We start from the raw sequence: 24,611 nt of genomic DNA, 5'->3' as shown, positions 1-24,611 counted from the left end.
CCATGAAGATCGCCATCCTCCCGGGTGACGGCATCGGCACCGAGATCGTCGCCGAAGCCGTCAAGGTGCTGAACGTGCTGGACCTGCCGTTCGAGACCGAGACCGCGCTCGTCGGCGGCGCCGCCTACGCCGCGCACGGCCATCCGCTGCCGGAGTCGACGCTGGCGCTGGCCAAGGCCTCCGACGCGGTGCTGTTCGGCGCCGTCGGCGACTGGAAGTACGACACGCTGGAGCGTTCGCTGCGCCCCGAGCAGGCGATCCTCGGCCTGCGCAAGCACCTGGGCCTGTTCGCCAACCTGCGCCCGGCGCTGTGCTACGAGCAGCTGACGCACGCCTCGAGCCTGAAGCCCGAGCTGGTGGCCGGCCTGGACATCCTGATCATCCGCGAGCTGACCGGCGACATCTATTTCGGCCAGCCGCGCGGCCGCCGCATCGCCGTCGACGGCCACTTCCCGGGTGCGGAAGAAGCCTTCGACACGATGCGCTACAGCCGCCCGGAGATCGAGCGCATCGCCCACGTCGCGTTCCAGGCGGCACGCAAGCGTCGCGGCAAGGTGACCAGCGTCGACAAGGCCAACGTGCTCGAGACCTTCCAGTTCTGGAAGGACGTCGTCACCGAGGTGCACGCCCAGTACCCGGACGTCGAGCTCGAGCACATGTACGTCGACAACGCCGCGATGCAGCTGGTCAAGGCGCCGAAGAAGTTCGACGTCGTCTTCACCGGCAACATGTTCGGCGACATCCTGTCCGACGAGGCGGCGATGCTCACCGGCTCGATCGGCATGCTGCCCAGCGCCTCGCTCGACAAGAACAACAAGGGCCTGTACGAGCCCAGCCACGGCAGCGCGCCGGACATCGCGGGGCAGGGCATCGCCAACCCGCTGGCTACAATCCTGTCGGCCGCCATGATGCTCCGCTACACCCTCGCCCAGCCCGAAGCCGCCGACCGCATCGAGTCGGCCGTGCGCGCCGTGCTGGCCGCCGGTCTGCGCACGGCCGACATCTGGTCTGAAGGCACGCAGCGCGTCGGCACCGCCCAGATGGGCGACGCCGTCGTCGCGGCGATCACCGGCAAAACGATTACCAAGAGCTGAAGCTCTCGGATCGTCTCGCCCCCACTCCAGGACCCCGGCGAAGCGAGCCGGGGCAGGGCAGAAGGGGTCCGGGACACGTCGAAAAGGTGGATACATGGCACTCGTAGGATTGGTCGGCTGGCGCGGGATGGTCGGTTCCGTGCTGATGGATCGCATGCGCGCCGAAGGTGACTTCGCGCTCATCGAACCGCTGTTCTTCAGCACCAGCAATGCCGGCGGCAACGCCCCGGCCGAGCTCGTGAAGAACGAGACGCGGCTGCAGAACGCGTACGACATCGACGCGCTCAAGCGCTGCGACATCGTGCTGACCTGCCAGGGCGGCGACTACACGACCGAGGTCTTCCCGAAGCTGCGCGCAGCGGGCTGGAACGGCCACTGGATCGACGCGGCGTCGACGCTGCGTATGAACCCCGACGCCGTCATCGTGCTCGACCCGGTCAACATGCCGGTGATCCGCGACGCGCTGGCCAACGGCGGGCGCAACTGGATCGGCGGCAACTGCACCGTCAGCTGCATGCTGATGGGCGTCGGCGCGCTGTACAAGGCCGGGCTCGTCGAGTGGATGAGCACCCAGACCTACCAGGCGGCCTCGGGCGGTGGCGCGCAGCACATGCGCGAGCTGCTGACGCAGTACGGCACGCTCAACGCCGAGGTCCGCAGCCTGCTCGACGACCCGAAGAGCGCGATCCTGGAGATCGACCGCAAGGTCATCGCCAAGCAGCGCGCGCTGACGCCCGAGGAGACGGCCAACTTCGGCGTGCCGCTGGGCGGCTCGCTGATCCCGTGGATCGACAAGGATCTCGGCAACGGCCAGTCCAAGGAAGAGTGGAAGGGCATGGCCGAGACGAACAAGATCCTCGGCCAGGGCGAAGGCTTCGGTTCGCCGGCGGTGCCGGTCGACGGCTTCTGCGTGCGTGTCGGCGCGATGCGCTGCCACTCGCAGGCGCTGACCTTCAAGCTGAAGCGCGAAGTGCCGGTGGCCGACATCGAGGCGATGATCGCTGCCGACAACGAGTGGGTGAAGGTCGTGCCCAACACCCGCGAAGCGACGCTGCGCGACCTGACCCCGGTGGCCGTTACCGGCACGATGTCGATCCCCGTCGGCCGCATCCGCCGCCTGGCGATGGGCCCGGAGTACATCGGCGCCTTCACGATCGGCGACCAGCTGCTCTGGGGCGCGGCCGAGCCGCTGCGCCGCATGCTGCGCATCCTGCTCGAACAGTGATCGGTGCCGCCGGCTGGCTCGTTGCCGGCCGGCAACAAGACGCGCCCGGCGCGGAATTGGGCGCACTTCGGTCCCGAATGTCAGGCTTTGGGTGAGCTTGCTTGCCTATATGCTTGACATCGTTGTGATTTCTGTCGCGAGCGCCGGACATAATCGGCCTTTTCCCGGTGACAGATATTGCGGCCACCCGCTCGGGTGCGCCGTCCGGGACGTGTTGTGGGAGACGCCTTGAATCACCGTTCGACGAACGCCGCGCGTTTCGCGCTGACCGGGGTGGCATTCGCTGCCGCCTGCCTGTGGGGCACGTCCGCCTGGGCGCTCGGTCTCGGCCGGCTCAATGTGCAGTCGGCACTGGGCGAGCCGCTTCGTGCCGAGATCGACGTCACCAGCCTGACGGCCGAGGAGGCCGGCACGCTGAAGCTGCGCATCGCGCCGCCCGACGCCTACCGTGCTGCCGGAGTCGAATACAACGCCGTGCTCGGCGATGCCCAGGTGACGCTGCTGCGCCGTCCCGACGGCCGCCAGGTGCTGCGCCTGAGCAGCGACCGCAGCATCGTCGAGCCCTTCGTCGACGTCATCCTCGAGGCCAGCTGGGCCACCGGCCGGCTGGTGCGCGAGTACACGATGCTGTTCGACCCGCCGACGACGCGGGCCGCGCAGGCGACGCCCGCACCGGTGGCCGCACCGTCGATCTCGCCGGCCCCGGCGCCCACCCGTGCCCCGGCTGTCACCGCGCCGGTCCCGGCGCCTGCCCCGGCCGTCGCTCCGCCGGCGCCGGCCGTCGCCGCCCAGCCGCCGGCCCCGGCGCTGAAGCCGGCTGCACGGCCCGCGCCCGCCAAGCCGGCCGAGGCACCGCGTGCCGCGCGGGCCGCCGATGCCGATGACCAGGTCCGCGTGCGCCGCGGCGACACGCTGTTCGGCATCGCCTCGCGCACCCAGGCCGCCGGCGTCTCGCTGGACCAGATGCTCGTGGCGCTGTTCCGCGGCAACCCGCAGGCCTTCGTCGGCGACAACATGAACCGGCTGAAGTCCGGCGCCGTGCTGACCGTGCCGTCGTCCGACGACGCGGCCAAGCTCGCGCCGGCCGAGGCCCGCGAGATCATCGTCGCGCAGGCGGCTGACTTCGCCGCCTACCGCCAGCGCCTGGCCGGCAGCACCACGGCCGCCGCCGACGAGCCGGCGCGCCAGGCCAAGGGCAAGGTGCAGGCCAGCGTCGAAGACCGCCGCCAGGCCGCCGCGCCGACGCCCGACAAGCTCAAGCTGTCGCAGGGCGCCGTCGCGGCCGCGCCGGAGGCCAAGCTGTCCAAGGAGGCCGAGCGCCGCGCCGCCGACCAGCGTCTGGCCGAGCTGGCGCGCAACGTCGACGAGTTGAAGAAGCTGCAGGGCGCGGCCTCCGCGCCGGCCCAGCCCGCCGCGCCCGCGGCGACGGCCTCGGCCGAGGCGCCCTCGACGCCGGCCCCGACGATCACCGCGGCCACGGTGCCGCCGGCGGCGTCGGCGCCCGAAGCCGCGTCGGCGCCCGAGCCCGCGTCGGCCGCCTCGGCGCCGGCCAAGAAGCCGCGCAAGGCGCCTCCGCCGCCGATGCCGGTGCAGGAGGAGCAGAGCTTCGTCGACTCGCTGCTCGAGAACCCGATGCTGATGCCCGCCGCCGGCCTGCTGGTCGCGATGCTCGGCGGCCTGCTGTTCTGGCGTCGCCGCCAGGGCGCGCAGAAGGGCGGCGGCGAGACCTCCTTCCTCGAGAGCCGCCTGCAGCCCGACTCGTTCTTCGGTGGCACCGGTGGCCAGCGTGTCGACACGCGCGAGGCCACGCCGTCGGGCGCGCCGTCGTCGATGAGCTACTCGCTGTCGCAGCTCGACGCGATCGGCGACGTCGATCCGGTCGCCGAGGCCGACGTCTACCTCGCCTACGGCCGCGACCTGCAGGCCGAGGAGATCCTCAAGGAGGCGATGCGCGCCAACCCGGAGCGCATGGCGATCCGCGTCAAGCTGCTCGAGGTCTACGTCAAGCGCCGCGACATCAAGGGCTTCGAGCTGCTCGCCACCCAGGTCTACACGATGACCCAGGGCAGCGGCGAAGACTGGGAGAAGGCCCAGGAACTCGGCCGCCAGATCGACCCGGAGAATCCGCTGTACCAGCCGGGTGGCGCTCCGGCGCTGGAAGTGGGCCCCGGCGGCAAGGTCATCGAGCCGCTGGCCGCGACGACGCTGCCGCACGCCGCCAAGCCGGCGCCGTTCGCGCCCGAGGAGTCGTCGCTGCCGCCCGAGCCGGTGCCCGCGCCCGCCGACCTGGACCTGGATCTCGATCTCGACGCCCCGACGCCGGCTGCGCCGTCGCCGCTGGCGATGGAAGCGACCCAGCCGATCCCGCGTGACGAAGGCCCGGTGTCCGACAACGCGCCGCTGGACTTCGAGCTGCCGCTGGTCGACACCCACCCGGCGCCGCTGGACGAGCCGATCCCGACGCCCGAGATGTCCTTCGGCGAACGTGCCGACGCCACGCCGCCGGCACCGATGGACGCACTGGACTTCGACCTCGGCGACCTGGCGCCGCCGGCCCCGGCCGCCGCGCCGTCGCGGCCGGCCGCGCTGGACACCAGCGAGCCGGCACTCGACTTCAGCGACTTCGGCCTGGGCCCGGATTCGCTGCCGCCGATCGGCGACGGCGACCCGCTGGCGCGCAAGCTCGAGCTGGCCGAGGAGTTCCGCCAGATCGGCGACCTCGAAGGCGCACGCGACCTGCTCGACGAAGTCATTGCCAAGGCCGACGGCGCCTTGAAGGCCAAGGCCCAGGCCATGCTGTCCTCGCTTGGCTGAACACGACACCGGCGGCCCGGCCGTCGCGCCGGGCGGCCGCATCGCGCTGGGCATCGCCTACCGCGGCGCGCGTTATCACGGCTGGCAGTCGCAGCCCGACGGCCGCACCGTGCAGGACGTGCTCGAGCGCGCGCTGGGCCAGTTCGCCGCCACGCCGGTCGGCACGCTGTGCGCCGGCCGCACCGACGCCGGCGTGCACGCCTTCAACCAGGTCGTGCACTTCGATGCGCCGGTCGAGCGCGACGAGTTCTCCTGGGTGCGCGGCACCAACCGCTACCTGCCCGACGACGTCGCGGTGCAGTGGTGCCGGCGTGTCGATGCCCGTTTCCACGCCCGCAACAGCGCGCAAGGGCGGCGCTACCGCTTCGTCATCCTCGAAGCGCCGGTGCGCCCGGCGATCGAGGCCGGCGCCTGCGGCTGGGTCTTCCGGCCGCTGGACGGCGACGCGATGCGGGCTGCCGCGGCGCACCTGATCGGCGAACACGACTTCAGCTCCTTCCGCGCCGCCGGCTGCCAGGCGCTGACGCCGGTGAAGACCATGCGTTCGATCGGCGTCGAGCGCCGCGGCGCCTACTGGCGCATCGAGTTCGACGCCAGCGCCTTCCTGCACCACATGGTGCGCAACATCGTCGGCTGCCTGGTCGCCGTCGGCAGCGGCCGCCAGAAGCCGGAGTGGATGGCCGAGGTGCTGGCCGCGCGCAGCCGCGACGCCGCCGCGCCGACCTTCCCGCCGGACGGGCTGTACTTCGTCGGCCCGTACTACGATCCGGCCTTCGCCATCCCCGAGCACACGCCGGCGATGCAATGGGGTCCGTGACTCCCCCCGAAGCGCCTTCGGCGCTTCCCCCAGGGGGCCCCTCCGGTGCCCCGGCCAAGCCGGGCCACGGCGGCCGCTTGGCGAGCCCGCGTCGTGCACCTGTCTTGGCATCACCATGAAGGAAAGGCCTTGAGCCGCACCCGGATCAAGATCTGCGGCCTGACGCGCGAGGCCGACGTCGACGACGCCGTCGAGGCCGGCGCCGACGCGCTGGGCTTCGTGCTCTACCCGAAGAGCCCGCGCGCGGTGACGCCCGAACGTGCCGCCGAACTGGCACGCCGGCTGCCGCCGTTCGTCACGCCGGTGCTGCTGTTCGTCAACGCCGCGCCGCAGGCCATCGCCCACGCCGTGCGCCTCGTGCCGCAGGCGCTGGTGCAGTTCCACGGCGACGAGACGCCCGAGCAGTGTGCCGCCGTCGGCCGTCCCTGGCTGCGGGCCGCGCGGATGGCGCCGGGAGTCGATTTGTTAGACTTCGCCCGGCGCCATCCCGGCGCGACGGGCCTGCTGCTCGACACGCATGTCGAGGCTTACGGCGGGAGCGGAAAGGTCTTCGATTGGTCACTGATACCACCAAGCGTGCCCGTTCCGGTCGTTTTGTCTGGTGGGTTGAATCCTGCCAACGTGACCGATGGGGTGCTTCGAGTCCGGCCCTGGGCCGTTGACGTCAGCTCCGGCGTCGAGCGCGACAAAGGCATCAAGGATGCCGCGCTGATGCGCCGGTTCTGCCAAGCGGTGCGCGAGGCCGATGCCCGCACCGCCTGAATCGAAGGACACCTCGCCATGCTGAATTACGACCAGCCCGATGCCCGCGGGCACTTCGGGCCTTACGGCGGCAGTTTCGTCGCCGAGACGCTGACCCACGCGCTGCACGAGCTGCAGGACGCCTACGCGCGCCACCGCGACGACCCCGAGTTCGTCGCCGAGTACCGCCACGAACTCAAGCACTTCGTCGGCCGCCCGAGCCCGATCTACCACGCCGCGCGCACCAGCCGCGAACTCGGCGGCGCGCAGATCTACCTGAAGCGCGAAGACCTCAACCACACCGGCGCGCACAAGATCAACAACGTCATCGGCCAGGCCCTGCTCGCCAGGCGCATGGGCAAGCCGCGCGTCATCGCCGAGACCGGCGCCGGCCAGCACGGCGTCGCCACGGCGACGATCTGCGCGCGCTACGGCCTGGAGTGCGTGGTCTACATGGGCGCCGAGGACGTCAAGCGCCAGAGCCCGAACGTCTACCGCATGCATCTGCTGGGCGCCAAGGTGGTGCCGGTGGAGAGCGGCAGCAAGACGCTGAAGGACGCGCTCAACGAGGCGCTGCGCGACTGGGTCACCAACGTCGAGAACACCTTCTACATCATCGGCACCGTGGCCGGCCCGGCGCCGTACCCGGCGATGGTGCGCGACTTCCAGCGTGTCATCGGCGACGAGTGCCTGCAGCAGATGCCCGAACTCGCCGGCCGCCAGCCCGACGCCGTGATCGCCTGCGTCGGCGGCGGCAGCAACGCGATGGGCATCTTCTACCCGTACATCCGCCACGAAGGCACGCGGCTGATCGGCGTCGAGGCCGCGGGGCAGGGCCTGGACAGCGGCAAACACGCGGCGTCGCTGTCGGCCGGCTCGCCCGGCGTGCTGCACGGCAACCGCACCTACCTGCTGCAGGACGACAACGGCCAGATCATCGAGACGCACTCGGTCTCCGCCGGCCTGGACTACCCCGGCGTCGGCCCCGAGCACGCCTATCTGAAGGACATCGGCCGTGCCGAGTACGTCGGCATCACCGACGACGAGGCGCTGAAGGCCTTCCACCACCTCTGCCGCACCGAGGGCATCATCCCGGCGCTCGAGTCCAGCCACGCGCTGGCCCACGCGATGAAGATCGCGCCGACGATGCGCCCCGACCAGATCCTGCTGGTCAACCTGTCCGGCCGTGGCGACAAGGACATCGGCACCGTCGCCGACCTGTCCGGTGCCGACTTCTATTGCCGGCCTTCGTGCCGCGGCCAGACGGTGAAGGGAGGTGCGCAATGAGCCGCATCGCCGCCACCTTCGAGGCCCTGGCCCGCGACGGCCGCCAGGCGCTGATCCCCTACATCACCGTCGGCGACCCGTACGCCGACGCGACGCCCGAGATCATGGCTGCGCTGGCCGAGGGCGGCGCCGACGTCATCGAGCTCGGCGTGCCGTTCTCCGACCCGATGGCCGACGGCCCGGTGATCCAGCAGGCCGGCGAACGCGCGCTGGCGCGCGGCATCGGCCTGGCCCAGGTCTTCGCCGCGGTGCGTGCCTTCCGCGAGCGCAACCAGCACACGCCGGTCGTGCTGATGGGTTACGCCAACCCGGTCGAGCGCTACGACGGCCGCCACGGCGACGGCGCCTTCATCCGCGACGCGGCGGCCGCCGGTGTCGACGGCGTGCTGATCGTCGACTACCCGCCCGAGGAGTGCGAGGACTTCGCCGCGCGCCTGAAGGCCGCCGGGCTGGACCTGATCTTCCTGCTGGCGCCGACCTCGACCGACGCACGCATGCGCCTGGTCGGCCGGCTGGCCAGCGGGTATGTGTACTATGTCTCGCTGAAAGGCGTCACCGGCGCGGGTCACCTCGACACCGCGGCGGTGGCGGCGATGTTGCCGCGCATCCGCGCGCACGTGCAGACGCCGGTCGGCGTCGGCTTCGGCATCCGCGACGCCGCCACGGCGCGTGCGGTCGCCGAGGTCGCCGACGCGGTCGTCATCGGCTCGCGGCTGGTGCAACTGCTCGCCGAGCAGCCGCGCGAGGCCGTGGCTGCCGCGGCGCGCGACTTCATCGCCGGCATCCGTGCCGCGCTGGACGCATAACTAGGAGTGAACCGATGAGCTGGTTGGAAAAGCTGCTGCCGCCGAAGATCCAACCCACCGACCCGAGCGAGCGCCGCACGGTGCCCGAAGGGTTGTGGATCAAGTGCCCGTCCTGCGAGACGGTGCTCTACAAGACGGACCTCGAGCAGAACGTCAACGTCTGCCCGAAGTGCGGCCACCACCACCGCATCGGTGCGCGCGAGCGCCTGGACCACTTCCTCGACGCCGAAGGGCGGTGGGAGATCGGCCAGGAGGTGCTGCCGGTCGACGCGCTGAAGTTCAAGGACAGCAAGAAGTACCCCGAGCGCCTGAAGTCGGCGCTCGAGACCACCGGCGAGACCGACGCGCTGATCGTCATGGGCGGCGCGGTGATGAGCGTGCCGCTCGTCGCCGCCTGCTTCGAGTTCGACTTCATGGGCGGCTCGATGGGCTCGGTGGTCGGCGAGCGTTTCGTGCGCGGCGTCGAGGCGGCGATCGAGCAGAAGGTGCCGTTCGTCAGCTTCGCCGGCACCGGCGGCGCGCGCATGCAGGAAGGCCTGCTGAGCCTGATGCAGATGGCCAAGACCAATGCCGCGCTGACGCGGCTGGCGCGCGCGAAGCTGCCGTACATCAGCGTGCTGACCGACCCGACGATGGGCGGCGTGTCGGCCAGCTTCGCCTTCGTCGGCGACGTCGTCATCGCCGAACCGAAGGCGCTGATCGGCTTCGCCGGCCCGCGGGTCATCGAGAACACGGTGCGCGAGAAGCTGCCCGAAGGCTTCCAGCGCAGCGAGTTCCTGCTGCAGAAGGGCGCGCTCGACATGATCTGCGACCGCCGCCAGATGCGCGCCACCGTCGCCCGCCTGCTCGCCAAGCTGCAGCGCCAGAGCGCCGACGCGGTCGCCTGACGCCGCTCCATCCGTCTCAACGGACACCGGGCCCTTCGTGGCCCGGTTTTGCTTCCATGACCGCCTTGCCCGCCACGCTCGACGACTGGCTCGCCCACTGCGAGCGCATGCACCCGATCTCGATGGACCTGTCGCTGGAGCGCACCGTCGAGGTCCGCCGCCGCCTGGGCCTCGCGTTCACGATGCCGCTGATCGTCGTCGCCGGCACCAACGGCAAGGGCTCGACCTGCGCGATGCTGGAATCGATCGCGATGCAGGCCGGCTATCGCGTGGGCCTGTACCAGAAGCCCGAGCTGGTGCATTTCACCGAACGCTGCCGCGTCGACGGCCGCCCGGTCGACGCCGACGCGCTGCTGCCGCACTTCGACGCCGTCGAGCAGGCGCGTGGCGACATCACGCTGACCAAGTTCGAGTTCACGACGCTGGCCATTGCCCGGCTGCTGTCGTTGGCGCCGCTGGACCTGGTGATCCTCGAGGTCGGCCTCGGCGGGCGCTACGACGCCGTCAACGCCTTCGACGCCGACTGCGCGGTCATCACCAGCATCGACCTCGACCACACCGAGTTCCTCGGCCCCGACCGCGAGAGCATCGGCTTCGAGAAGGCGCACGTGATGCGCACCGGCCGCCCGGCGATCGTCGGCGACCCGCTGCCGCCGGCCAGCGTCATCGACCACGCGCGCGAGATCGGTGCCGACCTCTGGCTGGCCGGGCGCGACTTCCGCCACGACGGCGACCGCCAGCAGTGGAACTGGGCCGGCCGCGGCCGGCGCTACAACGGCCTGGCCTTCCCGGCGCTGCGCGGCGCCAACCAGCTGCTCAACGCCTCGGCGGCGCTGGCGGCCTTCGAGAGCCTGCGCGAGCGCCTGCCGATCACCGCCCAGGCGGTGCGCACCGGGCTGGCGCTGGTCGACCTGCCGGGCCGCTTCCAGGTCGTGCCGGGGCAGCCGGCGCTGGTGCTGGACGTCGCCCACAACCCGCAGTCGGTGGCCGCGCTGGCGCTGAACCTCGACGCGATGGGTTTCTACCCGCGCACCCGCGCCGTCTTCGGCGCGATGCGCGACAAGGACATCGCCGGCGCGCTGGCGAAGATCCGGCCGCTGATCGACGAATGGCACGTCTGCGCGTTGCCGACGGCGCGTGCCGCGACGGCCGACGAACTGGCCGCAGTCCTCGGCGACACGACGCCGGTGCATCGCCACGCCACGCCGAGCGAGGCCTTGCGCGCCGCGCTGGCCGCCTCCGACCCTGCCGATAGAATCGTCGTCTTCGGATCGTTCTACACCGTGGGCGGCGTTCTGCGCGACGGCCTGCCGCGGCTGTCGGCGCCGCATGCCGGCTGACACCCGATGCCTCTGCCTTCGTTCCTGAAGCGAAAACCCTCTCCCGCGCCTGAACGCCGTGGCGCGCCGCCCGCCGACGGCGCCGATGTCCAGGTCGCGCGCACGCGCGCCCGTCGCCGCCTGATCGGCGCCGCGGTGCTGCTGGTCGCCGGCGTCATCGGCTTCCCGGTCGTCTTCGACACCCAGCCGCGGCCGGTCTCGGTCGACGTGCCGATCGAGCTGCGCGGCAGCGCGGCGTCGGCGCCCGGCGTGTCGCTGCCGCCGCGCAGCGCACGTTCCAGCGGTGTCGTGATCGCCGACAGCCCGGTCGACGAGGAGCCGGCGTCCGCGCCCGCGGCGCCAGCGCCTGCACCGGCGGTCGAGCCCAAGGTCGAGCCTGCGCCGGCCGCAGCCGTTCCGGCCAAGCCGGCCTCGGCGCCGGCGGTCAAGCCCGACGCCGCCGCGACGATCGCCAAGCCGGCCTCGGCGGTCGCGCCCAAGCCGACGGCCGCGGCGCGCGCCGATGCCGAACGTGCCAAGGCGCTGCTCGACGGCGCCTCGGCGCCCAAGGAAGTGCGTTTCGTCGTCCAGATCGGCGCTTTCGCCGACACCGCGGCGCTGAACCAGGCGCGTTCGCGCGCCGACAAGAGCGGGCTCAAGACCTACACCCAGGTCGTCGACACCAGCGCCGGCAAGCGCACGCGGCTGCGTGTCGGCCCGTTCGACAGCCGCGAGGCCGCCGACCGCGCCGCCGCCAAGCTCAAGGCCGCGGGCCTGCCGGCGGCGGTGCTGACGCTGTGATGGCCGAGCTCGGCTGGGTCGACTGGACGCTGCTCGCCGTGCTCGCGGTGTCCACCGTCGTCGGCCTGGTGCGCGGTTTCGTCTTCGAGGCGATGTCGCTGGCCGGCTGGATCGTCGCCTGGTTCGCCGCGCAGTGGTTCGCCGCCGATCTGGCGCGCCACCTGCCGGTCGGCACGCCGGGCGGGCCGCTGAACCACGGCGCCGCCTTCGTGCTGACCTTCGTCGCCGCGCTCGTCGTGTGGTCGCTGCTGTCGCGCCTGGTGCGCCTGCTCGTGCACGCGACCCCGCTGTCACCGGCCGACCGCGCGCTCGGCGCCGGTTTCGGCCTGCTGCGCGGCGGCGTCCTGCTGCTGGCGCTGGCGACCGTCGTCGCGTTGACGCCGGCTTCTCAATCCGTCGCCTGGCGCCAGTCGCAGGGCGCGCTGTGGCTCAATACCGCCATGCAGGGGCTCAAGCCCGTGCTGCCGGTCGATCTGGCGCGGCATCTGCCGGCCTGAAAGGAACTCCCATGTGCGGCATCGTCGGCGTCATCGCGAAGACGCCCGTCAACCAGCTGATCTACGACGCGCTGCTGCTGCTGCAGCACCGCGGCCAGGACGCCGCCGGCATCGTCACGATGCAGGGCACGAAGTGCTTCATGCACAAGGCGCGCGGCATGGTGCGCGACGTCTTCCGCACCCGCAACATGCGTGCGCTGCCGGGCAACGTCGGCCTGGGCCAGGTGCGCTACCCGACCGCCGGCAACGCCTACAGCGAGGAAGAGGCGCAGCCCTTCTACGTCAACGCGCCGTTCGGCGTCGTGCTGGTGCACAACGGCAACCTGACCAACGCCCATGCGCTGAAGCAGGAGCTGTTCGACGTCGACCGCCGCCACATCAACACCGAGAGCGACACCGAGGTGCTGATCAACGTGCTGGCGCACGAGCTCGACAAGGCCGCCACCGGCCTGCCGCTGACGCCGCAGGAGATCTTCACGGCCGTCGCCGCGGTGCACAAGCGTGTGCGCGGCTCCTACGCCGTCATCGCGCTGGTCGCCGGCTACGGCCTGCTGGCCTTCCGCGACCCGCACGGCATCCGCCCGCTGTGCCTGGGTGTCGGCCCCGAAGGCGAGACCATGCTCGCCAGCGAGTCGGTGGCCATCGAGGGCAGCGGCTTCCGTTTCGTGCGCGACATCGCGCCGGGCGAGGCGGTGTTCATCGACCAGGACGGCGTCACCCACACCCGCCAGTGCGCCGAGGCGCCGCGGCTGAATCCCTGCATCTTCGAGTACGTCTACCTCGCGCGGCCGGACTCGGTGATGGACGGCATCTCGGTCTACCAGGCGCGGCTGAACCTCGGCGAGACGCTGGCCCAGCGCCTGATCTCGACGATGCCGCCCAGCGAGATCGACGTCGTGATCCCGATCCCCGAGTCCAGCCGCCCGAGCGCGATGCAGCTGGCACACAAGATCGGCAAGCCCTACCGCGAAGGCTTCGTCAAGAACCGCTACGTCGGCCGCACCTTCATCATGCCGGGCCAGTCGGTGCGCAAGAAGAGCGTGCGCCAGAAGCTCAACGCGATCGGCGTCGAGTTCAAGGGCCGCAACGTGCTGCTGGTCGACGACTCCATCGTGCGCGGCACGACGAGCAAGGAGATCGTGCAGATGGCGCGCGAGGCCGGCGCCCGGCGCGTCTACATGGCCAGCGCCGCGCCGCCGGTGCGCTTCCCCAACGTCTACGGCATCGACATGCCGACCAAGGAAGAGCTGATCGCGCACGGCCGCAGCATCGAGCAGATCCGCGAGTTCATCGGCGCCGACGCGCTGATCTACCAGGACGTCGACGCGATGAAGCGGGTCGTCGGCGCGCTCAACCCGAACGTGCAGGGCTTCGAGGCGAGTTGCTTCGACGGCGTCTACGTCACCGGCGACGTCAGTGCTGCCGACTTCCAGGCCATCGAGACGCAGCGCAAGCTGCAGTTCGACGAGGAGGACGGCCCGGCCCGCTCTCGCCTCGCTTTGCAGAGCGCGGAGGAATGACCCGATGATCCGCAAGACCGATCTGCCCGCCGACGCGCGCCGCGACACGCTGGCCGTGCGCGAGGGCCTGCCCTGCACCGAGTGGGGCGAGAACTCCGAGGCGCTGTTCATCACCAGCAGCTTCGTGCACCCCGACGCCGAGACCGCCGCGCGCCGCTTCGCCAACGAGGAGGAGGCTTTCGTCTACAGCCGCTTCTCGAACCCGACGGTGACGATGATGGAGCGCCGTCTGGCGGCGCTGGAAGGCACGAGCGGCTGCATCGGCACCGCCAGCGGCATGTCGGCGATCCTGCTGCTGGTGCTGGGGCTGCTGAAGGGCGGCGACCACGTGGTCTGCTCGCAAAGCGTCTTCGGCTCGACGATCAAGCTGTTCCAGGACTTCGCCAAGTTCGGCATCGAGACGACCTTCGTCTCGCAGACCGAGGTCGCCCAGTGGCGCGACGCGATGCGCCCGAACACCAAGCTGCTGTTCGCCGAGACGCCGAGCAACCCGCTGACCGAGGTCTGCGACATCCGTGCGCTGGCCGAGATCGCGCACGCCGGCGGCGCCAGGCTGGCCGTCGACAACTGCTTCTGCACGCCGGCGCTGCAGCGCCCGGTGGAGTTCGGCGCCGACTTCGTCGTGCACTCGGGCACCAAGTTCCTCGACGGCCAGGGGCGTGTCGTCGCCGGCGCCGTCTGCGGCCCGGCCGAGGCGATCGACGGCCAGCTGGTGCCGGTGATGCGCAGCGCCGGCATGGCGCTGTCGCCGTTCAACGCCTGGGTGGTGCTGAAGGGCCTGGAGACGCTGTCGATCCGGCTGAAGGCGCAGAGCGAACGGGCGCTGGCGCTGGCGCGCTGGCTCGAGGCGCACCCGGCCGTCGAACGGGTCTACCACCCGGGGCTCGAATCGCACCCGCAGCACGCGCTGGCGATGGCCCAGCAGGGCGGTTGCGGCGGCGCCGTCGTGTCCTTCATCGCTCGCGGCGAACGTGCCGGCGCCTTCGCCGTCATCGACGCGACGCGCATCTGCTCGATCACCTCCAACCTCGGCGACACCAAGACGACGATCACGCACCCGGCGAGCACCTCGCACGGGCGGCTCAGCGAGGCCCAGCGTCTGTCCGCCGGCATCACCCAGGGCATGATCCGCGTGGCGGTCGGCCTCGAAGACATCGAAGACCTGAAGGCCGACCTCGCTCGCGGCCTCGACTCACTGGCTTGAGACTGGCATGAACGTCCGCACCCGCATTGCCCCGTCGCCGACGGGTTTCCTGCACCTGGGCACCGCGCGCACCGCGCTGTATTCCTGGGCCTATGCCCGCCACTTCGGCGGCCAGTTCGTGCTCCGCATCGAGGACACCGACGTCCAGCGCTCGACACAGGAATCGGTCGACCAGATCCTCGACGCGATGAAGTGGCTGGGCCTGGAGTACGACGAAGGCCCGTTCTACCAGACGCAGCGCCTGGAGCGTTACCACGCCGTCATCGCGCAGATGCTCGCCGAAGGCACGGCCTACCAGTGTTATTGCACGCCCGAGGAACTGGACGCGATGCGCGAGGAGCAGCGCGCCCGTGGCGAGAAGACGCGCTATGACGGCCGCTGGCGCCCCGAGCCGGGCAAGGTGCTGCCGCCGGTGCCCGAGGGCGTGAAGCCGGTGGTGCGCTTCCGCAATCCGCAACAGGGCATGGTCGCCTGGGACGACCTGGTCAAGGGCCCGATCATGATCTCCAACACCGAGATCGACGACCTGATCATCCTGCGCCCGGACGGCATGCCGACCTACAACTTCGCCGTGGTCATCGACGACTGGGACATGAAGATCACCCACGTCTTCCGCGGCGACGAGCACATCAACAACACGCCCTGGCAGATCAACATCTTCCGCGCGCTGGGTGCGCCGCTGCCGCGTTTCGGCCACTGCCCGATCATCCTCGGCGACGACGGCCTGAAGCTGTCCAAGCGCCGCGGCGCGGTCAGCGTCACCGCCTACCAGGAAATGGGCTACCTGCCCGAGGCGATGCTGAACTACCTCGCGCGCCTGGGCTGGAGCCACGGTGACGAGGAGCTGTTCTCCAGCGAGCAGATGGTGCGCTGGTTCGACGGCAGCCACCTCGCCAAGAGCCCGGCGCAATGGGACCCGGCCAAGCTCGCCTGGGTCAACGCGCACTACATGAAGCAGGCCGACGACGCGCGCCTGGCGGGCCTGGTGCAGCAGCAACTGGCGACGCGCGGCGTGACGGCCGGCGACCTGGACCGGCTGACGCGTGCCGCGGCGCTGTTCAAGGACCGCTGCACGACGGTCGTCGAGCTCGCCGACTGGACGGAGATGCTCTACGTGCCGGTCACGCCGCGCGACGAGGACCTGCAGACCTACGTCACCGACGCCGTGAAACCGGCGATCCGCGCGCTGCGCGAGCGGCTCGCCGAGATCGATCTCGACAAGGCGACCATCGCCCAGGCGATGAAGCAGGTGCTGGCCGATCACCAGCTGAAGATGCCGCAGCTGGCCCCGGCGCTGCGTGTGCTGGTCTGCGGCCGGCCGCAGACGCCGTCGATCGACGCGGTGCTTGCGCTGTTCGAGCGAAAAATTTTGCTCGAGCGCTTGCAATCCATCTGAAACACGTTCTATACTCTTGGTCTCGCTTGAACGGCACCGCTAGTTCCAAGTCGAAGCAATTCGATGGGGGTATAGCTCAGCTGGGAGAGCGCTTGCATGGCATGCAAGAGGTCAGCGGTTCGATCCCGCTTACCTCCACCAAATCTCCCGCGAGGGAGTGACGGAATCAAGCCAGCGGCGCCGTTCAGGGCGCGAAGGTTTCAGTCCCCTTCGTCTAGAGGCCTAGGACACGACCCTTTCACGGTTGTAACAGGGGTTCGAATCCCCTAGGGGACGCCAAACAGCAGACGGCACCGCAAGGTGTCGTTTGTCTTTTCAAGGCCGGTTTTCCGCGTCGGGAGAATCGGGCTTTCGCGCACGAGACGACGCAGATTCCAGGTCCCCTTCGTCTAGAGGCCTAGGACACGACCCTTTCACGGTTGTAACAGGGGTTCGAATCCCCTAGGGGACGCCATCAAGGCAGCACACGGCACCGCAAGGTGCCGTTTGTCTTTGTGCGCTGCGTCGGCGTGACGTTGCCGCCCGTTGCCGGCCGCGCGCGGGTTCAGGCGCCGTGCCGTCCGCGGTGCGCGAAGTTCAGAGCTGCGCCGCCGTCAGCGGGTCGGGGTGGCCGTCGTAGAAGCGTTCGAGCAGCAGTCGGAACACCGGTTCCTCCGGCGCGACCGCAGCGAACAGCGTCAGCGAAGAACGCAGCTTCAGATCGTCGGGGCTGCCGAGAACCTGCAGCGCCGACGCGTGGCCCGGCACGGCCAGCAGCTTCTCGCAGCACAGGCGCAGGCGCGGCCCGAGCACCGGGTGGCGCCAGTAGGCCAGGGCTTCGTCGCGCCCGTGCAGGCCGTACAGCCGCGCCATCGAGCTGCGCCCCAGGCTGGCGAGTTGCGGGAAGATGAACCACATCCAGTGCGTCGTCTTGCGGCCGGCGCCGATCTCGGCGAGCACCCGGTCGATGACCGGCTCCTGCGCGTCGACGAAACGTTGCAGGTCGTGGCGGTCTTCCATCGTCAGCCCCAAGCCAAGCGTTGAACCCGTCGTGGCGGCCGTCGGCCACCCCGCTTCCTGTCCACGAGGATGCCGCCTGCGGAGCTTGTCGAGTTGACTGCCGTCAAGTGGCGGCGGTGGTCGCCCATGGGGCCGTCGGCGGCCACGACCGCCGGCGGCCCGGCTTATGGGCGCTGGGCGGTGTTCGTCGCGGCGGCCTCGGCGCCCGGGCAGCCCTGGGCGCTGCGCCAGCCCTTGAGGAAGGCGCGCCGGGCGCCGCCGGCGATCACCGCCGCTGTCACCTCGCGCGAGTGGCGCTCGGCGCCGGTCAGCTTGCGGATCCAGCCGCGGAACGGGATCACGTCCTCGGCGGTGCGGCGCACGGCGCCAATGGCGGCGTCGCCGGCCGCGTCGGTGCCGCGTTCGAGCAGGCCGGCCTCGGCGCCGCGCGGCGCGTCGAGGTCGGGGCCGAGCGCGTCGTCCAGCGCGGCGACCTCCGTCGCGGTGCTCGCGCAGCTGGTGTCGGCGTCCAGCCGGTACGGCGCCTTGCGTGCGGCGCGCAGCACCTCGGGGATGGCTTCACGCACGACGTTGAGATCCTTCAGCGGCGTGACCGCGGCGTCGCCGGCGCGGCCGACCTCCTTGGACGCGCAGGCGCCCAGCAGCAGCGTGGCGGCCAGCAGGGACAGGGTGATGCGGGGGGAGAGGGTCATCGCCGGAGTATCCCCGCGACCGTGGGCGAACAGAACAATGGACGACTGACACGATCCGCGTCGGCGTCCGGCCCGCCTTCTGCGCCGACCCGGATAACCGCCGCCTGGCCACCGTTCAGCGCGAGCAGCCGGCCTCGACCCAGGCGGCGTAGTCGGCCCCGGCCAACACGACCGGCGTCGCCCAGATCGCCGGCAGCGCATAGGGGTGCAGCTCGCGGATCGCCGCCTCGACCTCGGGCCAGCGAGCCGCCAGCGTCTTCGCGAGCAGCCGCCACTCGCTGTCGTGCTGCAGCGCGCCCTGCCAGACGTAGGTGCTGCGCACCGCCTCGACCTGAACGCAGGCGGCGAGCCGGCGCGTGACCAGCGCATCGGCGATGTGCTGCGCGTCGGCCTCGGTGGCCACCGTCGTGCGGACCTCGATCAGCGGGCCGGTCATGACGGTCGGTGGATCACCGCCTCGACGTTGTGGCCGTCGGGGCCGATGACGAAGGCGGCGTAGTAGTTCGGGTGGTAGTGCGGCCGCAGCCCGGGGCCGCCGTTGTCGCGGGCCCCGGCGGCCAGCGCCGCGGCGTGGAAGGCGTCGACCTGGGCCCGGCTTTCGGCGACGAAGGCGATGTGCAGCGGCGCCGGGGCCGTGCCGCTTTCGTACAACCACAGCGAGGGTTTGCCGTCGCGGCCGAGGCCGACGCTGCCGTCCGGGCCGCGCATCACGAGCCCGACACGCAGCGGCGCGAGTGCGGCGAGAAAGAAGTCGGTGCTGGCCTGCAGGTCGCGCACGCCGAAGCCGAGGTGGTCGAACATGGTCTCTCCTGGTCGCGGCGAAGGCCGCTTTCGGCGTCGATGCTAGGCCCGCCGCGGTTCGATGCCGGCGCAGCCCTTCGGCGTCAGGCGGCGGGCGACTCGTCGGCGGGCGTGACCGCGCTGCTGGCCGCGCCCGACGGCGGCACCCAGTCGTGCCAGTCGGGGCCGAAGAACTCGACCGGATGCTGGGTGCGCTCGGAGCCGTTGCCGCAGACCAGCTGATCGGCGGCGCAGTAGCGGTCGCAGCCCCAGCAGGTGCGCTCGGGATGCGGCGGGTTGATCGGGAAACGTTTCGGGGCCATGCGCGGGGGCGCCGGGCAGCCGCGCGGCGCCGGGCCAGTGTCGCTGCGTATTTCGCGACGTGGTTTTGAGTGTCGTCAAGTGGAAGGATCGCCGTCGACCAGCGCCAGCCGCATCACCGGCCGCTGCGGACGGCGCCGCGCGACCTCGGTGAAGCCGGCCTTGGTGTACATCGACACGGCGCCGTTCCACATCCAGTCGTCGGCCGACGGTTCCGCCTTGTCGATCGGGTAGGCCTCGAGCAGCGTCGCGCCGCGTGCCCGGGCGAAGTCGATCGCACCACGCAGCAAGGCGCTGGCGACACCGCGGTGGCGCTCGGGGCCGGGCACGACGAAACAGACGACCGACCAGACCGGCTGATCGTCCACCGGACGCGCCACCGGCGAACGGCGCAGCCGCGGGTACTGCTCACGCGGCGCCAGCGCCACCCAGCCCACCGGCCGGCCGTCCTCGTAGCCGATCAGCCCCGGCGGCGGATCGGCCGCGGCCAGCGCCCGCAGCGCGTCGCGCCGGTGCGTGCGGCGGCTGGCCTCGTCGCCGCTGCCGCTGCCCGACTCGCGGTAGTACATGCACCAGCAGCCGCGGGCCACCGAGCAGCCCTTGGCCGCGAACAGCGTCTCCAGGTCGTCCCAGCGTTCGGGCGACAGCGGGTGGATCTCGATCGGCATCGTGACGCTCTCCTCGGTCCAGGCGGCCAGCCTAGGCGTGGCACGCCGGCGCCCACAAGCCCCGTGTGGCGCAGGGGGCACGTTCAGGCAACGCCCAGCCAGCGTGGCAGCAGGTCTTCGGCCGGGCCGAGCCGCTCTTCGGCGAACGCCGGGTGGCGCGGGCGCATCGGCTCCAGGTTCAGGTAGACGGTGTGGGCGCCGGCCTGGCGTGCGCCGCGCACGAACTCGGCCGCCGGCGTCACCGTGCCCGAGGTGCCGACGGCGACGAAGAGGTCGCAGTCCTGCAGCGCCTGCTGCACCTGGTGCAACGCCGGCATCGGCAGCATCTCGCCGAAGAGCACGATGTCCGGCCGCAGCGCTGCGCCGCACCGCGGGCAGCGCGGCACGGTGCCGGCGTGCGTCGTCGTGTCGGGGTAGGGCGCGAGCGTGCAGCCGTCGCGGCTGCAGCGTGTCGTGCTGACGTTGCCGTGCAGCTCGACGACACGCCGGCTGCCGGCGCGCTGGTGCAGGCCGTCGATGTTCTGCGTGATCAGCAGGAGCTCCTGATCAGGCCCGAGCGCGGCCTCGAAACGCGCCAGCGCGAGATGCGCGGCGTTGGGCTGGGCCGCCGCGACCGGCGCGCGCATGCCGCCGAACAGCGCCCAGGTTCGTTGCGGCTGGGTGTTCAGCGTATGCACGTGGCTGCACTCGGCCACCTCGGCGTCGTCCCAGATGCCGCCCGGCCCGCGGTAGGTGCGCAGCCCCGATGCGGCCGAGATGCCGGCGCCGGTCAGGAAGACGATGCGGCGGTAGCGCGTCAGCCCGGCGTTCATCGTGCCGGCGTGTCTGCCACTTCGCGGCAGTCGATCGGCACGCGCCGCCCGATCTCCAGCTGCAGCTCGCGGCCCTTGCCGCGCAGCCCGACGCGGCCGTTGGAGTAGGCGTAGCCCGAGCCGGTGCGCTGCTGCGGCAGCTCCAGCGTGCCGCCCTCCCAGGCCAGGCGTGCGACGTCACGCTCCGGCACGAAGACGACGTCCAGCGTGCGCCCGTCATCGCAGGCGAAGCGGGCGTGGATCTCCCCGGCCGTCGGCGCGGCGCAGGCGGTGGTGGCGACGGCAGCGAGCAGGGCCAGGCGTTTCATCACGGCTCCCGGGGTGGCGATGCCGCGATGGTGCCGCCGTCCGCCGCCTGGAGCCAGCGATCTGCCGCGGCGACTTCGGTCTCGACGAAGACGGCCAGACCGGCGGCCGCCAGCCGCTCGGCAGTGACGCCGCGCCCCGGCACCGTGGCGCCGGCGAAACGCCCGTCGTGCACGCAGGTGCTGCCGCACGACGGGCTGCCGTCCTTCAGCAGCGCGACGCTGGCGCCGGCCTCGTGCGCAGCGCGCAGCGCGGCTTCTGCACCGGCGACGAAGGCGGCGCTCACATCCCGGCCGTCGCGTGCCAGCACACGCGCGCGCCCGGCCAGCACCGCTGCCGCGTCGGCACCCGGCTCGATCTCGGCCGGCGGCCGCGGCACCGGCAGGCCGCCGGCGCATTCGGGGCAGAAGCCGACGACCCGGCCTTCGGCCTGCCAGCGCCGCAGCACGGCGGTGTCCAGACGTTGGTGGCCGCCGTCCCAGCGCACCGCGTCGCCGAGCAGGCAGGCGCTGACGAGAACGCGCGCCGGCGCCATCGCTTCAGCCGGCCGGGCGGGTGTAGACCAGCGTCGCGATGCCGTCGTCCTCGTCGCGGCGCTCGACACACTGCATGCCGGCTTTCTCGATGACGCGCCGCGACGCCAGGTTGGGCTCGGCGACGGTGGCGATGACCGGCCCGATGCCGCGTGCGTCGGCCCAGGCCAGCAGGCCTTGCAGCGCCTCGCTGGCCAGGCCCTGGCCCCAGTGTTCGCGCGCGAACGCGTACTTGGCCTCGGGTTCGACCTGGCCGCCCGGATGCACCAGGCCGCAGAAGCCGACGATGCGGCCGTCGCCGCGCCGCTCCAGCGTCGCCATGCCGTAGCCGCGGGTCGCGTCGTTGATCGCGGTGACACGCCGCCAGGCCTCGCATTCGGCCGGCGTGATGCCGCGGCCGTCGCCGGCCCAGCGCATCGCGTCGGCGTCGCCGTACACGCGCTGCAGCGCTTCGTGGTCTTCGGGACTCCAGCGCCGGCAGTGCAGGCGCTCGGTGTCGAACAGCGGCGCCGGGGCGACGGGCGCCAGCTCTCGCGTCATGTACAGCACCTCGAACGGCAGGTGCTCGAATCTCCGCGTGGCCCCGGCGACGAAACCCAGGCGCTCGTACCACTGCACCAGTTCGCCGTGCGCGGCGATGACGCCGATGCTGACGCGCTGGGCGCCCCAGCCGGCGGCGGCGGCCAGCACGGCCTCGCTCAGCGCGCGGCCGACACCGCGGCGGCGCCACGGCGGCAGCACCGACAGGCGGTTCAGGTAGACGGTGCCGGGCTCGGCCGGGAAATCCAGCGCGACGCAGCCGGCGGCCTCGCCGTCGACACGCGCCAGGATGTAGCGCTGGCCGCGTGCGTTCTCCTCGGCGATCCAGTCCGGCGTGCAGAACGACGGGTGTTTCGGGCAGTTGGCTTCGATCAGGCCGAACCGTGCGGCGACGTCGGCGTTGGAATGGGCGACGAGCGCGGCGATCAGCTCGCGGTCGTCGGCGGTGGCGGGCAGCAACTGCATCGGGGCTTTCAGTGGGGCGAGCGCATGCGCTCGCGGCGTTCGGCCGGGTCGATGACGACACGGTCCAGCCAGATCAGGAAACGCCGCGTGCGCAGCGCCTGGGCCTGCGTCAGCTCGCGGCGCAGCGTGCGCGCCTCGATGCGTTCGACACCGCCGGCCTCGTCGCGGCGCAGCCCGCGCGGGTGGCGGTGGCGCAGCGACGCGAAGACCGGCAGCTCGGGCACGACGCGGCGCACGTGGTCCAGCCGCAGCCAGCGTTCGGCGCCGTCGCCTTCGACGATGTCGATCGGGATGTGGCGGAACTCGTGGTGCCGGCCTTCCAGGTCGCGCCAGGCGAAGGCGCGCAGGCGGTCGAAGGTCCACAGCACCGCCTCGATGACGACGGCGCCGACGGCTTCGATCGGGGTGCGGATCACGGCAGCGTCGAGCCGGGCTGGTCGCGCGGCACACGTTCGAGGTACTCGGCGACACCGGCGTCGCCCAGGCACTTGAGCATCGCCGTCGTCGTGCGTGTGCTGCCGTCGGCGGCCTCCACCGGCCGCGTGCGCAGCGCCTCGTAGCCGCAGCGGCGCCAGAAACGTTCGGCGCGTTCGTTGCCGACGACGACCCCCAGCCGCAGCCAGCGGGCGCCCTGCGCCAGCGCCCAGGCTTCGAGCGCGGCGTGCAGCTCGGCGGCGGCGCCGGTGCCGCGCTGGCGCGGGTGCAGCAGGAACAGCGCCGTGTGCCAGCAGCCCGGTGTGCCGAGGTCGGCGATGACGAGCAGCACGCCGGCCAGCGTGCCGTCGGGCTCGAAGGCGCCGGCGCACCAGTGGCGCGTCCAGCTCAGGTGTTCGGGCGGGCGTTCGGCGAGCATCTCCGCCGCTTCGTCGGGCGCCGGCGGCAGGCCGCCGACCAGGACGTAGAAGTCGCTGCAATCCTCCAGCAGCGCCTGCAGCCGCGGCACGTCGCCGGCCGCGAGCTCGTGCACCGCCAGCCGCGGCGTCGTGAACAGCGCGGGCGTCTCCCTCATCGTGCCGCGGCCTCGAAACCTTCGAGCACGTTGACGACGTTGACGCCCATCGCCGCGACGGCGTAGCCGCCTTCGAGCGTGAACACCGTCGGCAGCCCGGCGCCGGCGATCGCCGCGCCGACCGTCAGGTAGTCGGCGCTGGCCAGGCGGAAGCGCGAGATCGGGTCGCCTTCGTAGGTGTCGACGCCGAGTGCCACGACCAGCGCGTCGGGCGCGAAGGCGGCGATGCGCGCCAGCGCCGCGTCGAGCGCCTGGCGCCAGCCGGCGAAGTCGGTGCCTGCCGGCAGCGGCAGGTTCAGGTTGCAGCCCAGGCCGTGCCCAGCGCCGATCTCGTCGGCGTGGCCGAGGTAGAACGGGTATTCGGTGCGCGGGTCGCCGTGGATCGACACCGTCAGCACGTCGGCACGTTCGTAGAACAGGCTCTGCGTGCCGTTGCCGTGGTGGTAGTCGACGTCGAGCACGGCGACGCGGCGCGCGCCGCCGTCGCGCAGCGCCTGGGCGGCGACCGCGGCGTTGTTGACGAAGCAGTAGCCGCCGAAGAAGTCGTGGCCGGCGTGGTGGCCCGGCGGGCGCGTCAGCGCCAGCGCGGCGCGCGCGCCGCCGGTGACGGCCGTCGCCGCCGCGGCGGCACAGGCCGCGCCGGCTTCGGCCGCGGCCCAGGTGCCGGCGGTCAGCGGCGTGCCGGCGTCGAAGGAGTACAGGCCCAGCCGGGCGGCGAAGTTGTCGGGCTCGACGTCGGCGCGGAAACCGCGCACCGGCCAGACCGAGGGCAGCGCGTCGAGCGCGGCGTTGGCCGCGTCGAGCGCGACCCACTCGTCCCAGGCGGTCTCGAGGAAACGCAGGTAACGCGGCGCATGCACCGCTTCGAGCAGCGCCCGCGGCACCGGCGGCGGCGCCTGGATCTCGCCCAGCGGGCGGCGGCCGAGTTCGGCCAGCACGTGCTCCAGCCGTGCCGGCACCTCGTGGCAGGGCACGAGCTTGCCGCGGAACATCTCCTGGCGCCCGTCGTGGGCGGCGTGGCGGGGGTTGGCGTAGATCTGCATCGCGGCGCGGGCGAAAGGCGAAGCCGTCGATGCTA

27 protein-coding genes and 3 tRNA genes are annotated in these 24,611 nt (G+C 71.8%); 17 read left to right on the top strand and 13 right to left on the bottom strand.

Annotated elements, in window-relative coordinates; genetic code table 11:
• The first annotated feature begins 2 nt into the window (after positions 1 to 2).
• The 17 genes from leuB to G5B56_RS08135 all read left to right on the top strand — a co-directional run bounded on the left by leuB (position 3) and on the right by G5B56_RS08135 (position 16,862).
• A complete protein-coding gene (gene leuB, locus G5B56_RS08215) occupies positions 3 to 1,094 on the top strand; it encodes a 3-isopropylmalate dehydrogenase (RefSeq protein ID WP_164962876.1) in 1,092 nt (363 codons plus the stop codon).
• Between the two features lie 94 nt (positions 1,095 to 1,188).
• On the top strand, positions 1,189 to 2,319 hold the full coding sequence (gene asd / locus G5B56_RS08210) for an aspartate-semialdehyde dehydrogenase (protein WP_009855916.1): 1,131 nt from the start codon (positions 1,189 to 1,191) through the stop codon (positions 2,317 to 2,319).
• 228 nt (positions 2,320 to 2,547) lie between these two features.
• Positions 2,548 to 5,133 carry a FimV family protein gene (locus G5B56_RS08205; protein ID WP_164962875.1) on the top strand — a complete coding sequence of 862 codons (2,586 nt, stop codon included), beginning with the start codon at positions 2,548 to 2,550 and terminating at the stop codon, positions 5,131 to 5,133.
• Positions 5,126 to 5,950: a tRNA pseudouridine(38-40) synthase TruA gene (gene truA / locus G5B56_RS08200; protein ID WP_164962874.1), complete on the top strand. Its 825-nt coding sequence runs from the start codon at positions 5,126 to 5,128 to the stop codon at positions 5,948 to 5,950. Before G5B56_RS08205 ends, truA begins: the two co-directional genes overlap by 8 nt.
• Positions 5,951 to 6,079: 129 nt before the next feature.
• Positions 6,080 to 6,712: a phosphoribosylanthranilate isomerase gene (locus G5B56_RS08195; RefSeq protein ID WP_164962873.1), complete on the top strand. Its 633-nt coding sequence runs from the start codon at positions 6,080 to 6,082 to the stop codon at positions 6,710 to 6,712.
• 18 nt (positions 6,713 to 6,730) lie between these two features.
• Entirely contained in the window at positions 6,731 to 7,978 is a 1,248-nt protein-coding gene (gene trpB, locus G5B56_RS08190) for a tryptophan synthase subunit beta (RefSeq protein WP_164962872.1), read from the top strand.
• Complete coding sequence (trpA, locus tag G5B56_RS08185) at positions 7,975 to 8,784, top strand: tryptophan synthase subunit alpha (protein WP_164962871.1); 810 nt, start codon at positions 7,975 to 7,977, stop codon at positions 8,782 to 8,784. The genes trpB and trpA overlap by 4 nt, the downstream gene beginning before the upstream one ends.
• Positions 8,785 to 8,798: 14 nt before the next feature.
• Positions 8,799 to 9,671 (top strand): acetyl-CoA carboxylase, carboxyltransferase subunit beta, encoded by an 873-nt coding sequence (gene accD / locus G5B56_RS08180; RefSeq protein WP_009855429.1) that lies wholly within the window; start codon positions 8,799 to 8,801, stop codon positions 9,669 to 9,671.
• A gap of 56 nt (positions 9,672 to 9,727) precedes the next feature.
• A complete protein-coding gene (gene folC / locus G5B56_RS08175) occupies positions 9,728 to 11,011 on the top strand; it encodes a bifunctional tetrahydrofolate synthase/dihydrofolate synthase (protein WP_164962870.1) in 1,284 nt (427 codons plus the stop codon).
• Positions 11,012 to 11,017: 6 nt separating this feature from the next.
• Positions 11,018 to 11,791: an SPOR domain-containing protein gene (locus G5B56_RS08170; protein ID WP_029719041.1), complete on the top strand. Its 774-nt coding sequence runs from the start codon at positions 11,018 to 11,020 to the stop codon at positions 11,789 to 11,791.
• Positions 11,791 to 12,288, top strand: a complete 498-nt coding sequence (locus G5B56_RS08165; RefSeq protein WP_009855426.1) for a CvpA family protein — start codon at positions 11,791 to 11,793, stop codon at positions 12,286 to 12,288. Before G5B56_RS08170 ends, G5B56_RS08165 begins: the two co-directional genes overlap by 1 nt.
• Positions 12,289 to 12,299: 11 nt before the next feature.
• Positions 12,300 to 13,808 carry an amidophosphoribosyltransferase gene (gene purF, locus G5B56_RS08160; protein ID WP_164962869.1) on the top strand — a complete coding sequence of 503 codons (1,509 nt, stop codon included), beginning with the start codon at positions 12,300 to 12,302 and terminating at the stop codon, positions 13,806 to 13,808.
• Between the two features lie 4 nt (positions 13,809 to 13,812).
• Positions 13,813 to 15,012 carry an O-succinylhomoserine sulfhydrylase gene (locus G5B56_RS08155; protein WP_164962868.1) on the top strand — a complete coding sequence of 400 codons (1,200 nt, stop codon included), beginning with the start codon at positions 13,813 to 13,815 and terminating at the stop codon, positions 15,010 to 15,012.
• Positions 15,013 to 15,019: 7 nt separating this feature from the next.
• Positions 15,020 to 16,408, top strand: coding sequence for a glutamate--tRNA ligase (gltX, locus tag G5B56_RS08150; RefSeq protein WP_009855423.1), 1,389 nt, complete (start codon positions 15,020 to 15,022; stop codon positions 16,406 to 16,408).
• Between the two features lie 65 nt (positions 16,409 to 16,473).
• Positions 16,474 to 16,549, top strand: a tRNA-Ala gene (locus G5B56_RS08145).
• A gap of 62 nt (positions 16,550 to 16,611) precedes the next feature.
• A tRNA-Glu gene (locus tag G5B56_RS08140) sits at positions 16,612 to 16,687 on the top strand.
• A gap of 99 nt (positions 16,688 to 16,786) precedes the next feature.
• Positions 16,787 to 16,862: transfer RNA gene (locus G5B56_RS08135), tRNA-Glu, on the top strand.
• 122 nt (positions 16,863 to 16,984) lie between these two features.
• Here the strand turns inward: G5B56_RS08135 and G5B56_RS08130 are convergent.
• The 13 genes from G5B56_RS08130 to G5B56_RS08070 form a co-directional block, all read right to left on the bottom strand.
• Complete coding sequence (locus G5B56_RS08130; RefSeq protein ID WP_009855422.1) at positions 16,985 to 17,407, bottom strand: DUF1810 domain-containing protein; 423 nt, start codon at positions 17,405 to 17,407, stop codon at positions 16,985 to 16,987.
• Between the two features lie 164 nt (positions 17,408 to 17,571).
• The gene (locus G5B56_RS08125) at positions 17,572 to 18,099 is read right to left on the bottom strand and encodes a hypothetical protein (protein ID WP_164962867.1); all 528 of its coding nucleotides are present in this window, start codon (positions 18,097 to 18,099) and stop codon (positions 17,572 to 17,574) included.
• Positions 18,100 to 18,214: 115 nt separating this feature from the next.
• The gene (gene cutA / locus G5B56_RS08120; protein WP_164962866.1) at positions 18,215 to 18,535 is read right to left on the bottom strand and encodes a divalent-cation tolerance protein CutA; all 321 of its coding nucleotides are present in this window, start codon (positions 18,533 to 18,535) and stop codon (positions 18,215 to 18,217) included.
• Positions 18,532 to 18,900, bottom strand: a complete 369-nt coding sequence (locus tag G5B56_RS08115; RefSeq protein ID WP_009855419.1) for a VOC family protein — start codon at positions 18,898 to 18,900, stop codon at positions 18,532 to 18,534. The genes cutA and G5B56_RS08115 overlap by 4 nt, the downstream gene beginning before the upstream one ends.
• Positions 18,901 to 18,983: 83 nt before the next feature.
• Positions 18,984 to 19,202, bottom strand: coding sequence for a DUF3079 domain-containing protein (locus G5B56_RS08110; protein ID WP_164962865.1), 219 nt, complete (start codon positions 19,200 to 19,202; stop codon positions 18,984 to 18,986).
• A gap of 75 nt (positions 19,203 to 19,277) precedes the next feature.
• On the bottom strand, positions 19,278 to 19,868 hold the full coding sequence (locus G5B56_RS08105) for a GNAT family N-acetyltransferase (RefSeq protein ID WP_164962864.1): 591 nt from the start codon (positions 19,866 to 19,868) through the stop codon (positions 19,278 to 19,280).
• Positions 19,869 to 19,951: 83 nt separating this feature from the next.
• Positions 19,952 to 20,680 (bottom strand): NAD-dependent deacylase, encoded by a 729-nt coding sequence (locus G5B56_RS08100; protein ID WP_164962863.1) that lies wholly within the window; start codon positions 20,678 to 20,680, stop codon positions 19,952 to 19,954.
• A complete protein-coding gene (locus G5B56_RS08095) occupies positions 20,677 to 20,988 on the bottom strand; it encodes an MliC family protein (protein ID WP_164962862.1) in 312 nt (103 codons plus the stop codon). The genes G5B56_RS08100 and G5B56_RS08095 overlap by 4 nt, the downstream gene beginning before the upstream one ends.
• Positions 20,988 to 21,521: a DUF523 domain-containing protein gene (locus G5B56_RS08090; protein WP_164962861.1), complete on the bottom strand. Its 534-nt coding sequence runs from the start codon at positions 21,519 to 21,521 to the stop codon at positions 20,988 to 20,990. The genes G5B56_RS08095 and G5B56_RS08090 overlap by 1 nt, the downstream gene beginning before the upstream one ends.
• A 4-nt stretch (positions 21,522 to 21,525) precedes the next feature.
• Positions 21,526 to 22,524 (bottom strand): GNAT family N-acetyltransferase, encoded by a 999-nt coding sequence (locus G5B56_RS08085; protein ID WP_164962860.1) that lies wholly within the window; start codon positions 22,522 to 22,524, stop codon positions 21,526 to 21,528.
• Positions 22,525 to 22,532: 8 nt separating this feature from the next.
• Positions 22,533 to 22,940, bottom strand: coding sequence for a hypothetical protein (locus tag G5B56_RS08080; protein ID WP_164962859.1), 408 nt, complete (start codon positions 22,938 to 22,940; stop codon positions 22,533 to 22,535).
• Positions 22,937 to 23,533, bottom strand: coding sequence for a GNAT family N-acetyltransferase (locus G5B56_RS08075; protein ID WP_164962858.1), 597 nt, complete (start codon positions 23,531 to 23,533; stop codon positions 22,937 to 22,939). The genes G5B56_RS08080 and G5B56_RS08075 overlap by 4 nt, the downstream gene beginning before the upstream one ends.
• Positions 23,530 to 24,576 carry a histone deacetylase family protein gene (locus G5B56_RS08070; protein ID WP_164962857.1) on the bottom strand — a complete coding sequence of 349 codons (1,047 nt, stop codon included), beginning with the start codon at positions 24,574 to 24,576 and terminating at the stop codon, positions 23,530 to 23,532. Before G5B56_RS08070 ends, G5B56_RS08075 begins: the two co-directional genes overlap by 4 nt.
• Positions 24,577 to 24,611: the final 35 nt, after the last annotated feature.

This window comes from Rubrivivax sp. JA1026 (assembly GCF_011065555.1).
In the GTDB taxonomy this organism is placed as follows: Bacteria; Pseudomonadota; Gammaproteobacteria; order Burkholderiales; family Burkholderiaceae_C; genus Rubrivivax; species Rubrivivax benzoatilyticus.
This window is presented reverse-complemented; position numbering and strand designations above follow the sequence as displayed.